This window comes from Paenibacillus sp. MABNR03, from assembly GCF_050455445.1.
GTDB lineage: Bacteria > Bacillota > Bacilli > Paenibacillales > Paenibacillaceae > Paenibacillus > Paenibacillus xylanilyticus.
Window position 1 is genome coordinate 170,662 of record NZ_JBCIYR010000007.1, and the last position, 15,447, is coordinate 186,108.

Here is a 15,447-nt window from a genome sequence, read left to right on the forward strand (position 1 = left end):
GGTTAGGGTTAGCCATGGGGCTCAATGAACCAATCCACATATTATTGGTAGATGACCGCCCCGAGAATCTGCTTGCTTTGGAAGCAGTATTGGAATCGGAACAATATAAACTCGTCAAGGCAACTTCTGGAGAAGAGGCACTTCGATGCTTGCTTAAAGACGAATTTGCGGTCATTGTGCTGGATGTGCAGATGCCTGGAATGGACGGAATTGAGACAGCAAAGTTAATTAAAGCGCGCGATAAATCAAAGGATGTACCGATTATTTTTATCTCTGCCAACAGCAGGGAAGCAGAACATTTATTTGCCGGGTATTCGGCGGGTGCCATCGATTACATGGTTAAGCCGTTTATTCCTCAAATTTTAAAATCGAAAATTGATGGGTTTGTTGAAATGTTCATTACAAACAAACGGCTGAAAACCCAAACCATGCTGCTTCACCAGAAAACACAGGAACTCGAAAAAATGAATCAGCAGCTTATTCAGGCCAAAGAGGAAGCGGAGATTGCGGCAAATGCCAAAACCGAATTTCTCGCCATGATGAGTCATGAGATCCGGACACCGATGAACGGTGTCATCGGTATGGTTGATTTGCTGATGGAGACTGAATTGAAAGACGATCAGAAAGAATACGTCGATATCGTAAGACGAAGTGCGGATGCACTTGTAACAGTTATTAACGATATTCTTGATTTTACGAAAATGGAATCCGGGAAGATGGAGCTCGAGGAGCATCCATTTGATCTCGTTACATGTATAAAAGAAGTTCTGGGCCTGTTTGCTGTGGAAGCGGGGAAGAAGAATCTGGAGCTGGACTACTTTTTGGAGGATTCTGTCCCGGAACTGGTTTATGGAGATATGGCGAGACTGCGTCAGGTCCTAATGAATCTGATTGCCAATGCAATCAAATTTACGGATCAAGGCGGAGTGTATCTGATCGTATCCATTAACGAAGAAAAAGACGGCAGAATGACGCTGGAATTTGCAGTAAAAGATACAGGGATAGGCATTTCATCTGACAAAGTGGATCGCCTGTTTCAACCATTCTCCCAGCTTGATACATCCATGACACGCAAATACGGCGGAACCGGGCTGGGACTGGCTATTTGCCGAACGCTAGTGGAAATGATGGGTGGGAACATCTATCTGGACACGAGCGAAAAGCGTGGTGCTACCTTTATCTTCACAATTCAGGTTCAGCGTTATGTAGAGACGGAGCTGTTAAATGGGAATGGAGAAGAACGATCGGAGGATATGGAACGTTATGAAATGCAGCCTTCCGTATTAATTGTCGATGATCATCCGATTAACCAGAAATTGATGGCCATTATGCTTAGCAAGCTGGGCTTTATCTCGGATACCGCTGAAGATGGACAGAAGGCGCTGGATATGGTTCTAGAGAATCCGAACTATGATTATATATTTATGGATTTGCAAATGCCGGTGATGGATGGCTTGGAATGTACACGCAGGATACGGGAAAGTCTGCCCAAAGAAAAACAGCCTGTCGTATTGGCCATGACTGCAAATGTAATGGAAGGTATCCAGCAGCGCTGCCTGGCTGTCGGGATGGATGATTACATCAGCAAACCCGTCAAAATGGGAAGTGTGAAGCAAAAATTGTCACGATTTCAGGAGGAGCGGCAAATCTACAAATCCCCCTCGTCAGCCATGAATCATGCCAATTGAAATAATTGTTAATTTGCTTTTTGTTTCATGTGGGCTCAAGTTGGGTTATTAGGTAAGGAAACCATTGATCAGGAGAGAGATGTCTAATGAATACAAATAAAAATGAAAAATTCAATGCAAAGACCGAAACACAAAACGGCGTGTGCACGGTATACCTTACTGGCGAACTGGATTTGTCAGTAGCTCCTGAATTTCGTTTGGTCATGGAGCCGCTTGTGGACAACAAGGAACAGGATTTGATTATTAACATGAAGGACCTGAAGTATATCGATAGCACAGGGATTGGAATCCTGTTATCTGTTCTGAAAGCACGACATGGAATGGAAGCACGCTTTGAAGTACAAGAAGTTCCTGCGCAGATTCAGAAGCTTTTTGATATGACGGGTATTGCCAAATTCTTTGTCTCACAGAAGAATTCCCAATAGGAAAGGATCGAAAAAGGAATGAATGCAGAAGTTCAAAGAGTCACCCTTAACTTACCGGCGACAGCTGATTACGTGGATATTGTAAGACTTAATCTTTATGGTGTTGCGTCCAAAATGGGATTTTCTTATGAGGACATTGAGGATATGAAAGTTGCTGTATCTGAGGCTTGTAACAACTCTGTACTTTATGCCTACTCACACGAAGGCGGCATGGTTGAGGTTGTTTTTGAAGTGGACAGCGACACGCTGGCAATCACAGTCAAGGATGAAGGTGCAAGCTTCGAAAACGTCAATCCTGCAGTATCGCGTGCAGGCCTTCACGACACTGAACTGACAGATGCCCAAATTGGCGGACTTGGATTCTATCTAATGCAAGCCCTGATGGATGATGTCAGCGTGGAAAGTGAGACGGGCAAAGGTACGAAAGTAGTACTCGTAAAACGTCTTGCAAGAAGTGAGGAGAAAGTATGAATGAAAAAGTGACTCCCCCAGAGTCCATGTCTGAATCCGTAGGTTTGATCTGGGAGTACCAGCAGACCAAGGATAATGAAATTGCAACAGTTCTTATCCGTAAATATGAACCGATGGTAAAAATGGCGGCAGGTAAAATTGCCCGGAATCGTCCGGATCTGTATGAAGACTTATATCAGACCGGCCAAATGGCTCTGATTCGTCTTCTTCAGCAGTATGATATTAATCTCGGTATTCCGTTTGAACCATATGCTATGAAAAGTATGATCGGTCATATGAAGAACTACCTTCGGGACAAATCTTGGTATATTCAGGTACCACGACGAATCAAGGAAAAGGGTGCTCTTGTACAGCATGCCATTGATGAATTGACGGTGAAGTTTGAACGCTCACCAAGTGTGGATGAGATCGCTGAATACCTTGATCTGACCCCTGAGGAAACCATCGAAGTGTTGGCTGGTCGGGAATGTTACCACTATGTTTCACTCGACTCCCCTCTATCTCAGGACGAGAGTGCAGCAACGCTTGGTGAACTGATCAGTGCAGACGTGAACGACTTTGATTCGGTTGAAAAACGGATGGACTTGCAACAGGCATTGGGACAGTTGAAGGAACAGGAACAAAAGGTGCTTATTTTGGCATTTCAGGATGGTCAGTCTCAACGGGCAATTGCTCAGAAATTGGGCGTATCCCAGATGAGCGTTTCCCGAATTCAGAAGAGAGCTACTGAAAAATTGAAACAAATCATGTCAAATGCTTCAATGTTATGAAATGTGAAGCCCTGATGTTGTTAAGTACGGCATAGAGAAGGACACGTGATTCCACTGGAATACATACGTGTCCTTTTTTGAAATTTGTTCAGAGATATGATTTATAGGAAAGCGGGAGTGGTATTGTGACGTTGGATAAGGTCAAGCTGGCAGACAGGCGAGACAAATTATCTTTTTCGGGGCAGTGGGAATGGTGGGACTGGGTGGCACCAGAAGAGGGGGACATGGCTGAGGTATTGGAGGAACTCACAGAAGTATTCCCAGAGATGCAGTATTGGCTTCGCAAAATTCCCGAGGTGCATTCCAACTATCTGTCTGTACGATTTTTGAATGGGACAGAGCCAGTCATATTTGGTTCACTACTGTACGCTGTCAAAAATGAGAAAGATAGTGAACGCAAGGATAATCAGATGTTTTTCTATGTAGACCAAAACAGCTTGGTAACGATCAATTTGGACGATAACACAAGGGGGATCATGAATACGGGGGAACGTTCAGCCATGCTGCAACAGTGTACCACGGCTCGCGACGGGATGTTTGTACTGTTCAGAGCCATATTGCACTATTACCATGTAGGAATGGATCAATTTGAAACGCATTTGCGGGAACTGGAACGAAAGATGGAATTACGTAATGCCCGAACACTGATGGACCAGATCCTTGAGGCACGTTTTGAACTCTTGTATTGGAGCAATTTGTTTATTCCCTATTCCGAATTAATGGCTGCTGCCCGTGAAGCCTATCTGGACGAAATGGAGGACAGTCGCTTCTTCAAGCAGCTTCAGCACCGTATAGAGCGTATGGAGCGCTTATTTCAGCATTATGAAAAAGAGATCGATACACTCATCTCGATAGATAATGCGACTTCCGGTGTACGTGGTAATGAAATTATGAAGACACTAACCATCGTTACTTCAGTATGTACGCCCGCAACGGCTGCCGGTGCAATCTGGGGGATGAACTTCGAAAACCTGCCTTTGATTGATAAGACATGGGGGGTTGTATTGGTCATCTCACTCATCCTTGCCAGCATGGCCAGCATGTATGTATGGATGATGATGAAAGGCTGGACCGGAGATCTGTTAAGGGTGAAGCCCACGCAGCGACCGGCTGATGACCCCGATAAACGAGGCAAATCCGTGCGGAAAGGATAATCGTTCTTATCGCCTAGCTCTTGTAATCTTCAATATACCCAAGCAGATCTGCAATGTATTGTCCTACAATCGGCATGTTCACAAACTGGCTGAGTATAAGTCCCAGGAGACCCAAGACAACGAAGGTTCCCAGTGTAAGTCCGAGTCCTCTTGCCATACCAGCCGTGAAATTGGTAATGATGCGTTTTTTGGGACTGGTGTAATTCTCGATAATATCCTTAATCTGTGCTTTTTCCAGACTGTCTGCAAGCTGGTCCAGTCGCGTGTTCAGCTTTTTTACTTCATGGCGCAATTCAAAAGGGTGTTCTGCCGTGTCATACTGCTGTGATGGTTTAGTTCCGGTAACGGGGGTGTTTCCGTTTAATGTGACTTTACTCATGTCAGTCCTCCTCCTATTACAGTGGATGAAAAATAGCCAGCTGAAACTCAGCTGGCTATTGACCATTCGCTCAAGCCCTTACAGGCTGGTCGAATTCAGCTCTTTTCGTGTATCTTCCTTTGCATCCTCGGAAGCGGAAGCGACTTCGCTGGTCGCTTTGGTTGCTTCATCAGCTACATCTGCGGAAGCCTTTCTTACCGAATCCATAACATCGTTACGGCCTTGGTTTACTGTTTTGGCGATATCCGACGTTTTGGTAGAAACCGTTTTGGCCAGTTCAGTCGCCTTGTCGGTTACGACTGCCGCAACTTCCTTGGTACGATCAGTAACCATACCAACCTTCTCGGAGAGGTCACCCCGGAGCTCCCGTCCTGGTTTAGGAGCGAAGAGCAATGCTGCTGCTGCTCCCAGCAAACCACCGATGAAAATACCTTTGGCGAAAGTCGAACCGCTTTGTACAGGATATTGATCTTCTGCTTTATTCATGTCAAATCACTCCTTTTTTAAATTAAGAAACGAATAACGAAACAACGAACACCTTGTTGACCGATCAGGCAGCCTGTCTGAACAGTCTGGACACAAGCCCCAGCAAAAAGACAAAGAGCGCTGTACCAATGATGGCAGGGATAATAGCGAAGTTACCGATAACCGGTCCCCAGTTACCAAGCAACAGTGCGCCCAGCCAAGCTCCAACAAATCCGGCAATCATCGCTCCGATGATGCCTCCTGGCATATCGTGACCGGCAAGTGCATCTCCAATCAGGCCGATGATAACTGCCAATACAATGCTAAGAATGATGCCCCACATAACAACCGCCTCCTTTACACTTGATGCAGGATGTTGTCTGTTCGCGTTTGCTTACTTCGTATATAAACGCCGTGCATCAAGCTGAAACAACTGAAACAGATATGGGCAAGCTGGAAGTGGAAAGAAACTCAGATCATTCGTTTCATTGCACCCATCATGCAGACGAGCCAGGCCAGTCCGGCAACGAATCCGGCAAATACGTCTGTAGGATAATGCACACCAAGCATAATTCGACTTATTCCGATGAGTCCAATAAACCCTATACCGCAGACAATAGGCAGTATGATGGAGGCGGATCTTCTCTGTCTTTCGATTGCCCAGATTACAAAAAACATGCCATAGAACCCCATGGAAATCATGGCATGACCACTGGGGAAGCTATATCCATGAACCACCATTAAATGATCAAGTTCAGGACGGCTTCGACGAAAAATTTCTTTCAGTCCTGTATTAAGAAGCCACATGACTGCAAAGCTGCCAAGGATTACATAACCATAGATAAAGGATCGTGGACTGCGCTGTATAAAGAATAAGGCTGCCGCACAGATTGCTGCCAATGCCGAAATTTTGAAAGAACCGATTGCAGTAATGAAGGAAATGACAGGCAGCAGTGCAAGACGAGATTCAGAATGGAGATAAAACCAGTGTTGAATCTGATCATCCAACTGAATGATAAAATGGGTCCCTAGCCAAGCACCAACTACGGCCAGAAGGATAACAAGAGCAGAACTGAACAAAACGCCTACTCCACTCCAGACAAAGAGGGAACGCCAGGATAAACGCGGGGAACTTCCAAAGAAAGATGAATTGCTTTCACGCAGCATGATGGGATCTCCTTCAATTAAGATTGGTTATTAGTTCCAGATTGGTATAGGCTTACCCGAAAAACATGTCGAAAAAACTGAAAAAACATCGTTTTTGTACTATAATTTAAAGATATCCCATGCAGCGTGATGACGCAAAGCAGAGATGAGACTGGGAGTATAAAGGAGAGAACTCGCATGGAGAGTGCGTTGTTAGTTAAGGAATATCGTGCAGGCGTTATGGAATGCGCCCACTTTGGACACATAAGCATCACGAATGAGAAAGGAAATGTCGTTTATTCAGCGGGGAATCCGCACTTTAGAGCGTTTACCCGCTCATCTGCCAAACCTTTTCAGGCCATTCCAGGCATTCGTGCAGGTATTGCAGCCCACTATGGGTTATCATCCAAGGAAATTGCAATCATGGCATCTTCCCATCGTTCGGAGCCCGAGCACATTCAGGTGCTGGAACAACTGTCAGCCAAAATCGGGTTGGGAGAAGAGTGCCTGATCTGTGCCGCAAGTTATCCGTTGAATGAGGAGAGCCGGAATCAATGGCTGCGCAGCCAGGGGGAAAAACGGCGTATTTTGCATAATTGCTCAGGTAAACACCTCGGTATCCTAGGTTACAGCCGCATGAAAAATTTCGATCTGGAAAGTTATGCCGAAAGAGAACATCCAGTGCAGCGTGAAATTTTGGAGACGATGGCTGGTATGGCTGGAATTGATCAGAAGGAAATTGAACTGGGGACGGATGGCTGCGGCTTTCCGGTATTTTCGCTGCCATTATCGGCCTTGTCGAATGCTTATTTGAAGCTCGCCTGCCCGGATTTAATCGAAGATGCCCCGACACGGGCAGCGGTAGAAACCATTACGTCGGCAATGAACGACCAGCCTCTTATGGTTGGAGGAACTGGACGTGTCGATTCGGTACTTCTTGAAGACAGCAACATTGTTGCAAAAGGTGGATTTAAGGGTGTATTCGGTTTTGCCTTGAAAAAGGAAAGACTCGGCGTAACATTTAAGGTGCTCGACGGTTCTGAGGATGAATGGGCATGGATTGCTCAATCCATTCTTGAGCAGATTGGATATTCCAACCGGACCACCATTGAACGGCTGTCCCATGTTTTTCCTCCCGAAATTCGCAACGATGCTGGAAATATCGTAGGACATACAGATTGTGAATTCGTGCTTCACTCACCTGAAGAAAGCGTATAACCATAAGCTAGGGGCGTGATTAGAATCCCCGGACCTCGGGTAAAGATGAGATACCAACTGGTATTGATTTATAAGCATTCATATACACGCAAGACCTGCTGCGCAGGTAAGCGGCAGCTCTAAACCCTTGGAGGTGGATGAACATGATTAAAGTAGTGACATCGGAAGAAAGGCACACGTCGGATCGAGGTTGGATACACAGTGAATTCAGCTTTTCTTTTGCGGATTATGACGATCCAAGCAACGCCCATTTTGGCTGCCTGCTGGCCCATAATGACAACACGCTGATGCCGCAGGAAGGCTTTAAACGACATCCACATCATGACCTTGAAATTGTTAGCTATGTTATATCCGGTAAGTTGAAACATACAGACAGCATGGGAACCGAACAGGTGCTTGAGCCGGGAACCGTACAGGTGATGAGTGCAGGAACCGGGGTGGAACATTCGGAAACTAATCCGTCTGAGGATGAACCGGTGCGTTTCCTGCAAATGTGGTTTCTGCCATCTCAGCGCATGCTGAAGCCATCGTATACAAATCAGCGATTTGAGCAGCAGGCCCAGCTTAACCGTCTGTGTCCCATTGTTTCCGGGCAAGGAGGGGAAGGGGCCGAAGGCGCGCTGCACATTTCCCAGGATGTGACGTGTTATCTGACCCAATTGGAATCCGGGAAAAAAATCATGTATCCACAGCATGAAGACAGGCGCACGCATTTTTTCCTGATCAGTGGCCATGTGGAGATCACATGTGCGGACGGGAACTTTAACCTGAAGCCAGGGGATGCTGCCCGTATTCGCAAAAGCTGTGATCTGCAAATTATGAGTACGGGGAGCGAATCCGCTGAATTCGTACTGGTAGATTTGCCTTAACAACAAGTCATGCAGAGCAAATGATTGGTTTGCATAAGAACAAAAAGGACCTGTTCTCCCATGAAGGGGAGTCAGGTCCTTTTTGCTGAAGTCTGCTGAATTTGGGATTAGCTAAACTTTACGAAGTTTTCCGAGTTCGGAAGCAACAGCTTCCACTTCGGAGATACTGAGATGCTCTTTGCCCAAAACCATCTCGTAAAGGTCGTACAGATCCTCGTACTTGTCCAGTGGGAAAGCCGAAGCCTGCATGGCTGCACCGCTGGCCATCCGCAGCTTGGTTTTAATCGCTTCAATCATATATTCCATGTTGGCAGCGTTCGCTTGTGTTAAATCCATCGTTATGTCCATCCCTTCCGTATCGGAAACTGTAGTCATTGTATCATGATTGGACAGGCACAGGCCAATGCTTTTGCGGGTATAGCTCTTATCGGATAAAATATGAATACAACCATCGTTTAATGTGGATCGTTACGTGTAAAGGAGAGGAAACAGATTGGCAGCATACAAGCGGGATTTTGTGCGCCACCAGAGCCGGGAAATCCCAAAAAGTGTTTCGGGAGAAGAACTGATCCTATTTTTCAGACACATCTACCAGAAACATTCACCTGATGAAATAACATTTGTCTGCATTGGTACAGATCGTTCCACTGGAGATGCACTTGGGCCCCTCACCGGAACCCTGCTGGAAGAGCATGGAGTCGGCCATGTCGTTGGGACGATGTCTGTCCCTTGTGATGCAGATACGCTAGAGAAACGAATGGCTCAAATTCCGGCGCATCACGCGATTGTTGCGATCGATGCCTGTCTCGGTCCCAAACATGCAGCGGGTACATATTATCTTTCGCACCGTGCACTCCTTCCGGCAGAATCGGTGGGAGGCAAACTGCCGCCCGTTGGACAATATAGTGTGGCAGCAGTCGTAAACACCAATGGACCGAGGCCATATTCCATCTTACAGATGACTTCGCTTCACTTCGTAATGGGTATGTCCCGAACGATCGCCGATGCTGCGTTGGAAGCCTGGAAAACAAGATAAACGTTTCATTCATGGGATGAAAGCTTAATAATATACAACTTGAACTACAAGAAGCTTGTTATATAAAATGAACGTGATCAATTCAATTCGCGCAGAGAGAGGGATTCATATGGAAAAAGTGATGTGTGATGGAACGACGATATGTTATGCCGAACAGGGTAAGGGAGAAGCCATTATTTTGCTCCACGGCTACTGCGGCAGTTCGTCCTATTGGGATGAAGTAGTGCCGGAGCTGGCACGTCATTATCGCTGCATCGTACCCGATCTGCGTGGACACGGCAAGACAGACGCGCCTATGGGCAATTACACAATAGATCAGATGGGTAATGATGTCCTGCAGTTAATGGATGAACTGAACGTGGAAAAGGCAGTCCTGCTCGGACATTCAATGGGAGGATATATCGCCCTTTCCATCGCTCAACGCCATCCGGAACGATTAAAAGCTTTTGGTTTAATTCATTCTACTGCATATCCGGATAGTGAAGAGGGCAAGGAGAAGCGCCTTCGTGCAGTATCCACCATTCAGACAGAGGGCATTGTAAGCTTTGTGGATGGATTGGTTCCAGGCTTATTCGCTCCGGAACATGTGGAATCATTATCGGCACAAGTATCACGTGTCAAGGAAATCGGGTACCAGACCGCACCGCAGGGAGCTGCCGGGGCCGCACTGGCTATGCGGGAACGTCCGGATCGCCGGGATGTTCTATCAGCTACACCGCTCCCGGTTTTGCTGGTTGCAGGCGAGAAGGACCCTATCATTCCGCCGGAACGCACTTTTACAAGTGACAAGCCGCATATCGTCCAAGCAGTAATTGCCGGTGCGGGCCATATGAGCATGTATGAGGCACCGGAACAGTTGATTCAGGTCATTCAACAATTTATGAACGGATTACCAGAGGCATAACTTACGGGAATTAACCATTTACCGGATTACTTTTTCACTTCTTGTGGAATGTCACCATGACAGGACCCCTGCCACGTCTTCATACGACGGCAGGGGTTTCTTCGAGTTACGGCATCCATGAGGCAAGAAACCAGCTTTGGCTTTTTGTCATGGCATGGATTAAACTAAGGATAATGGATGATGATTCGAATGAGCGAACGAGGGGGCATATCTAATGTTCAGAAAAGACTATCTGCTCCGCATGATTGAGGAAATGACCGAGGCGATCGGCAAAGCATTAACACTCCGACAGCAGCGGAAACATACGGAGGCGCTATCGGAGCTGGACGAGCTGCTTCGCAGGCAGTTTGGCATGAACTTGTCTCTGCTGAACTCTCTGCCTGCCGAGGATGTCATTGAAATGTTTCGTTTTCGCGGGATCATTGAAGTGGACAATCTGCAGCAAGCCGCCCGGCTGATTGAAGAAGAAGCTTATATTTACGCAGAGAAGGCCAGAGTGGAAGGTATCAGTGATCAGGAAAAACAGGATTCAGAGGATGAAGGACTTACCCGGTTAATGAAATCATTACACTTTTATTTATATGCCCTGAATCATGGTGCCAACCCGAGGCTGCTGGAAGCACCGGAACGCGTCGAATCCATACTGGAGCAAACAAAGGAATACGAACTTCCTGCCCGTACGGAAAAACAGCTTGCGCTGTATCGTGAACAGCAGGGGCGATATGATCAGGCCGAGAACAGCTGGTACAGGGCGCTGCAGGTTGGGGATGGACTTCCCGTGAATTATCGTGACGAGGTACGGTCCTTTTACGAACGTTTACGCAAGCTTGAAGACGAGCAACTGGAGCAAGGTGGCCTGCCACGTGAAGAAGTCGAGGAAGGACTCGCTGAGTTAACCCGCTGAGTGGTGGGGAAAAACAAGTGACAAATGCATTAGGGCTTGTTAGGTGCCTTTACTTGGAGAGCCAACGGAATTGTGGTATGGTTACGGTTGACCAAACCAAATCGAAAGTGAGATGTACCCCGTGGATTCATTGCGAAAGCTTATACAAGACATCTTTGAACAGAATTCGCTGATTACAGCGACCTGGAGCCAGCTGCGCAGACGGGACAATGTCTCGTATACCAAAGTGCAAGTCAAGCCGGTAACGCTGAAGAATCAGCTGCATTATCAATTCGCATTTCATTACAACAACAAAGTGCTGCACGAGAATTTGACTCCGGCTGAGGCGATAGAACGCATGACTTTGCTGTGCGAAGAGACGTTTCGTCAAGGGCTGCTCTGTACGACAGAGGCAGATTATCAAATTTTGATCAGCAAAAAATATAAAGTTTCCATCCTGACCAAATCCCCATCCAAGACGGCGGTGGATCTCTCGCATAACCGCAAGAAGCAATATGTGCTCGAAGATGGAGTCCCTGTCTCCTTTTTGGTTGAACTGGGGATTATGAATGAAGAAGGCCGGGTACTGGCCCGCAAGTATGACAAATTCAGACAGATCAATCGTTTCCTTGAGATGGTTCAGGATGTCATCCCACACCTGCCGGAGGGACGCCCGCTTACCATTGTTGATTTTGGCTGCGGCAAGTCTTACCTGACTTTTGCCCTGTATCACTACCTGTCGGTACAACAGCGCAGATCGCTTAAAATTATCGGTCTCGACCTGAAGGCAGATGTTATTGAACATTGCAATGATCTGGCAAACAGGCTGCACTATGGTGATCTGAAGTTCCTTGTTGGTGACATTGCAGATTATGACGAATTGAATGAAGTGGATATGGTCGTGACCCTGCATGCCTGTGATACGGCTACAGACGCTGCTTTGGAGAAGGCAGTTCGTTGGGGCGCATCGGTTATTCTCTCCGTACCGTGCTGCCAGCACGAATTGTTTGATCAGATCGAATCCCCTGTGATGAATCCGTTATTGTCCCATGGCATTTTGAAGGAGCGCTTCTCCGCACTGGCGACAGACGCCATTCGTGCCAAGCTTCTGGATCTGATGGGATACAAAACGCAGCTGCTGGAATTTATCGATATGGAGCATACACCGAAAAATATATTGATTCGTGCCGTACGCGGCCAGGCAGGTCCAATGACTGACATGTGGAGGGAATACACGGAATTCCGTGATTTCATACATGCCGATCCGTATTTGGAGCGCGCTTGTGCAGATCTGCTGCCGGATGGTGCCAAGTCGATTGGAACAACAGAGACCGTTGTGACGGAAGGGAATGCAGAGCGTTCATCCGAAAAATCCACAACCGGTGCAGATTCCTGTGATCATTGCTGAATGATCTAAAGGTTAGCCGATAGTTGAAGATCGTCTGCCATGTCCATGAATGGGACATACTGGTAGGAGGGTCTCGCCATGAATGCGAATAAATGATGTATTATATATGAATCGAAATGACGACGATTATGCATAAGACAGAAGACCCTATGAGGGAGCTTCTGTCTTTTTTATTTTTAGTACACGCTGAGCATGATCGAATAGGATTGGGGAATTTGCGATTATGGTTCAACAAGATGGAAAGGAGGTGGGCGGATGGAAAAGCTAGGAGACGATGATCGTACGGTTAAGCATCAAAACTACAAGGATCAGCCTGGGATGAAGCATTCGGTATGCGGTATGGAGCCAGCACTCTATACGGCGGGAGGAACCTTGCTTTACGACGTTAAGCAGAAGAAGATGACGAAGTGTGAGATACAAAATTCGGCATTGACGTTTACGCTGGGCTTGATTGGTTCGATCATGTTGATGGCTGCATGTCTGGGGAGAGGTTTGTATTTTCCTGGGGATGTGTATCGGGTCATTCTGTTCACCGCCTGGAGTCTCCTGATGGTAGGGAGCATGCTGCTTCTGTTATTCATACTCCAGAGAAGGAAAAATAATATCCTCTCCAGTGGAGGTAACAAACAAACGAAAATGCGACTTCTGCAAATGACTCATACTTGCTGGGTGATCTGGCCCGTTGTGATGATGTGTTGTTATGGTCTCCACGCCTGGTCAGGTTCTGTAAGTACACAAGGCAGTTTGGATGAAATGCTGCGTTGGAGTCTGCTGGCTATGTTTGCCCTGTTGGCAGGGATACTGGCTTCGCGCATGAATGGCTTGCGATGGTTTGCCTTCGGCTGGCAGGCAGCAGGCAGCCTGCTTGTGCTGAGCGGCATACTTGCGGTGTGCGGTGTCCTGCCGCTGCCCTTTGGGGTCATGCGGACTGCCGACCCCGAGATCAGTTCCGCCGGCGCGAGGCTCGGCGGGCTGCTGCAGTACCCCAATGCGTACGGCGCCGTTGTCGGCATGTACGCATTGGAACGGCTGGCTGCAGTTGCGCGTGCCATGGCCCGGCCTGTGCCGGCCTGGCGGCTTATCGCAGCAGCGCTGCCGCTTATGCCCGCGCAAGCTGCGCTCCTGCTGAGCGAGTCGCGCGGCGCCTGGCTGGCGACCGGCCTCGCCGCAGCCTGCGCCTTCGCCTTGCAGCGGCGCGGGCATCGCCTGCCGCTGCTGCTGGCCGCGGCCGCGCCTCTGGCGAGCGCGGCCTGGCTGTACCGCCAGCTGGCTGCTGCCCAGCTGGCGCCCGCACCCGTGCCCGGCCTGCTGGCACTGGCCGGGGCATGGGCAGCTGCGCTGCTCGGCACGCTGCTGCTGTGCCGCCTCTGGCACAGCGGCGCCAGAGCGCGCGCCGCAGCCTTGACGGCCATGGCGCTGGCGGTTACCGCCGCCGCCGCGCTGGCCGTAGCCTCCACCGCCGAACGTCTCACGGCGGGTGTCGGCACAGGGCTGTCCCGCCTTCAGATGTGGCGGGACGCCCTGGGGCTCTGGACCGAGGCCGCATGGTTCGGCCACGGAGGAGATGCATGGCGCAGCATGTACCGCGCCATCCAATCCTCGCCATATGTCGGCGGCGAGGTACACAATGGCCTCATCGACATTGCCCTCGATACAGGCTTGATCGGCTTAATCATCATCTGCACTTGGTTTGCTTTCACCCTGCGTAATACCAGGGAGCATGCTCCTGGGATGATGCCTTCCATGCTTGTTTTTGTTTTGCATGGGGCCATGGATTTTGACTGGAGCTTTACGCTCATGTGGATGCTGTTTATCTGGCTGGGAGCCTGGGCATACGCATATAAGAATGAAAGGCATATGTCCGCTGCTGAAGAGCCTGCTCCATTCCATGCGAGACAGGCATCCGTGTCATACACGAGTGATCCATCCACACAACAATCACGCTTGCCTGCTTGGTTTCGTTATCCAGCTATGCGGGTAATGCCAAGGGTAACCGGACTGGCCATTGTGATTTGGCTTGGGGGAACTGTATGGCTGGCTAGTCAAGGTGCAGTAGCCGAAGCGCAATACCGCTCGGCTAGAACTGCAATGGAGGGAACCAATCAGCAAAAGGCAGCATTTATTGCTGCTTTTCATTCGAATCCGTACAGGCCGGAGATCATCATCTCCCTTTCACGTACGTTTGAATCAAATGATGCAGAAGCACTCCTGCTGAATAGCTTGTCCCACTCCCCGGGAGAGCCGCAGCTCTACCAGGAGCTGGGGGAACGTGCAGCCCAAGCAGGGAGGGGAGCACAGGCTGGTGCTTACTTTGAGCAAGCAATTGCCTTGAATCGATATGATACCCGTAGTCATTCCGCTGCCTTGTACTGGATGGCTTATGCATCACGGCGGGAATGGGCTGCCGGTTACCCGGATCGAGCCAGGCAGACCGCCGCCGCAGGCGTGCGAATGTATGACTATTATGAACAGTTGAACGAAAAAGTGACTGCGCGGAATGCTCGCAATGATCGCCGTTTTACCTTTGATCAAAATGCCTTCAATTATGGCAACCATCTGCGCATCCTCGCATCGGCTGCCAAACCTTTGGAACAGATCGAACGAACTCCCTGAACATTTGTGTCTTTTGCT

At 48.4% G+C, this 15,447-nt stretch carries 17 protein-coding genes; 12 read left to right on the forward strand and 5 right to left on the reverse strand.

Annotation, left to right across the window (positions count from 1 at the left end; all coding sequences use genetic code 11):
* Nucleotides 1–14 precede the first annotated feature (14 nt).
* From AAIH57_RS26165 to AAIH57_RS26185, 5 genes are all read left to right on the forward strand, one after another.
* A complete protein-coding gene (locus AAIH57_RS26165; RefSeq protein WP_175395332.1) occupies nucleotides 15–1,688 on the forward strand; it encodes a response regulator in 1,674 nt (557 codons plus the stop codon).
* Between the two features lie 86 nt (nucleotides 1,689–1,774).
* Nucleotides 1,775–2,113, forward strand: coding sequence for an STAS domain-containing protein (locus AAIH57_RS26170; RefSeq protein WP_095361785.1), 339 nt, complete (start codon nucleotides 1,775–1,777; stop codon nucleotides 2,111–2,113).
* An 18-nt stretch (nucleotides 2,114–2,131) separates the two neighbouring features.
* Complete coding sequence (rsbW, locus tag AAIH57_RS26175) at nucleotides 2,132–2,584, forward strand: anti-sigma B factor RsbW (RefSeq protein WP_175395333.1); 453 nt, start codon at nucleotides 2,132–2,134, stop codon at nucleotides 2,582–2,584.
* Nucleotides 2,581–3,354, forward strand: coding sequence for a sigma-70 family RNA polymerase sigma factor (locus AAIH57_RS26180; protein ID WP_095292462.1), 774 nt, complete (start codon nucleotides 2,581–2,583; stop codon nucleotides 3,352–3,354). The genes rsbW and AAIH57_RS26180 overlap by 4 nt, the downstream gene beginning before the upstream one ends.
* 125 nt (nucleotides 3,355–3,479) lie before the next feature.
* A complete protein-coding gene (locus tag AAIH57_RS26185) occupies nucleotides 3,480–4,508 on the forward strand; it encodes a magnesium transporter CorA family protein (RefSeq protein ID WP_312884264.1) in 1,029 nt (342 codons plus the stop codon).
* 13 nt (nucleotides 4,509–4,521) lie between these two features.
* Here the strand turns inward: AAIH57_RS26185 and AAIH57_RS26190 are convergent, their stop codons facing one another.
* From AAIH57_RS26190 to AAIH57_RS26205, 4 genes are all read right to left on the reverse strand, one after another.
* A complete protein-coding gene (locus AAIH57_RS26190; RefSeq protein ID WP_175395334.1) occupies nucleotides 4,522–4,887 on the reverse strand; it encodes a DUF5665 domain-containing protein in 366 nt (121 codons plus the stop codon).
* 78 nt (nucleotides 4,888–4,965) lie between these two features.
* A complete protein-coding gene (locus tag AAIH57_RS26195; RefSeq protein ID WP_175395335.1) occupies nucleotides 4,966–5,373 on the reverse strand; it encodes a YtxH domain-containing protein in 408 nt (135 codons plus the stop codon).
* Between the two features lie 64 nt (nucleotides 5,374–5,437).
* Nucleotides 5,438–5,695: a GlsB/YeaQ/YmgE family stress response membrane protein gene (locus tag AAIH57_RS26200; RefSeq protein ID WP_175395336.1), complete on the reverse strand. Its 258-nt coding sequence runs from the start codon at nucleotides 5,693–5,695 to the stop codon at nucleotides 5,438–5,440.
* 128 nt (nucleotides 5,696–5,823) lie between these two features.
* The gene (locus tag AAIH57_RS26205; RefSeq protein WP_175395337.1) at nucleotides 5,824–6,519 is read right to left on the reverse strand and encodes a phosphatase PAP2 family protein; all 696 of its coding nucleotides are present in this window, start codon (nucleotides 6,517–6,519) and stop codon (nucleotides 5,824–5,826) included.
* Nucleotides 6,520–6,696: 177 nt separating this feature from the next.
* Between AAIH57_RS26205 and AAIH57_RS26210 the strand changes: the two genes are divergently transcribed.
* Together AAIH57_RS26210 and AAIH57_RS26215 are read left to right on the forward strand one after the other, a co-directional pair.
* Complete coding sequence (locus tag AAIH57_RS26210; RefSeq protein WP_430023553.1) at nucleotides 6,697–7,716, forward strand: asparaginase; 1,020 nt, start codon at nucleotides 6,697–6,699, stop codon at nucleotides 7,714–7,716.
* Nucleotides 7,717–7,859: 143 nt separating this feature from the next.
* Nucleotides 7,860–8,585, forward strand: coding sequence for a pirin family protein (locus tag AAIH57_RS26215; protein ID WP_430023554.1), 726 nt, complete (start codon nucleotides 7,860–7,862; stop codon nucleotides 8,583–8,585).
* Between the two features lie 111 nt (nucleotides 8,586–8,696).
* Here the strand turns inward: AAIH57_RS26215 and AAIH57_RS26220 are convergent, their stop codons facing one another.
* Entirely contained in the window at nucleotides 8,697–8,921 is a 225-nt protein-coding gene (locus AAIH57_RS26220) for a DUF1128 domain-containing protein (protein ID WP_175395340.1), read from the reverse strand.
* Between the two features lie 157 nt (nucleotides 8,922–9,078).
* On the opposite strand from AAIH57_RS26220, the gene yyaC reads away from it, so the two are divergent.
* The 5 genes from yyaC to AAIH57_RS26245 all read left to right on the forward strand — a co-directional run bounded on the left by yyaC (nucleotide 9,079) and on the right by AAIH57_RS26245 (nucleotide 15,429).
* Nucleotides 9,079–9,621, forward strand: coding sequence for a spore protease YyaC (gene yyaC, locus AAIH57_RS26225; protein ID WP_430023555.1), 543 nt, complete (start codon nucleotides 9,079–9,081; stop codon nucleotides 9,619–9,621).
* A gap of 109 nt (nucleotides 9,622–9,730) precedes the next feature.
* Nucleotides 9,731–10,525 (forward strand): alpha/beta fold hydrolase, encoded by a 795-nt coding sequence (locus AAIH57_RS26230; protein ID WP_175395342.1) that lies wholly within the window; start codon nucleotides 9,731–9,733, stop codon nucleotides 10,523–10,525.
* 214 nt (nucleotides 10,526–10,739) lie between these two features.
* Nucleotides 10,740–11,429 (forward strand): DUF6483 family protein, encoded by a 690-nt coding sequence (locus tag AAIH57_RS26235; protein ID WP_175395343.1) that lies wholly within the window; start codon nucleotides 10,740–10,742, stop codon nucleotides 11,427–11,429.
* Nucleotides 11,430–11,541: 112 nt separating this feature from the next.
* Nucleotides 11,542–12,816 (forward strand): class I SAM-dependent methyltransferase, encoded by a 1,275-nt coding sequence (locus tag AAIH57_RS26240; protein WP_430023556.1) that lies wholly within the window; start codon nucleotides 11,542–11,544, stop codon nucleotides 12,814–12,816.
* 255 nt (nucleotides 12,817–13,071) lie between these two features.
* The gene (locus AAIH57_RS26245) at nucleotides 13,072–15,429 is read left to right on the forward strand and encodes an O-antigen ligase family protein (protein WP_430023557.1); all 2,358 of its coding nucleotides are present in this window, start codon (nucleotides 13,072–13,074) and stop codon (nucleotides 15,427–15,429) included.
* Nucleotides 15,430–15,447 lie beyond the last annotated feature (18 nt).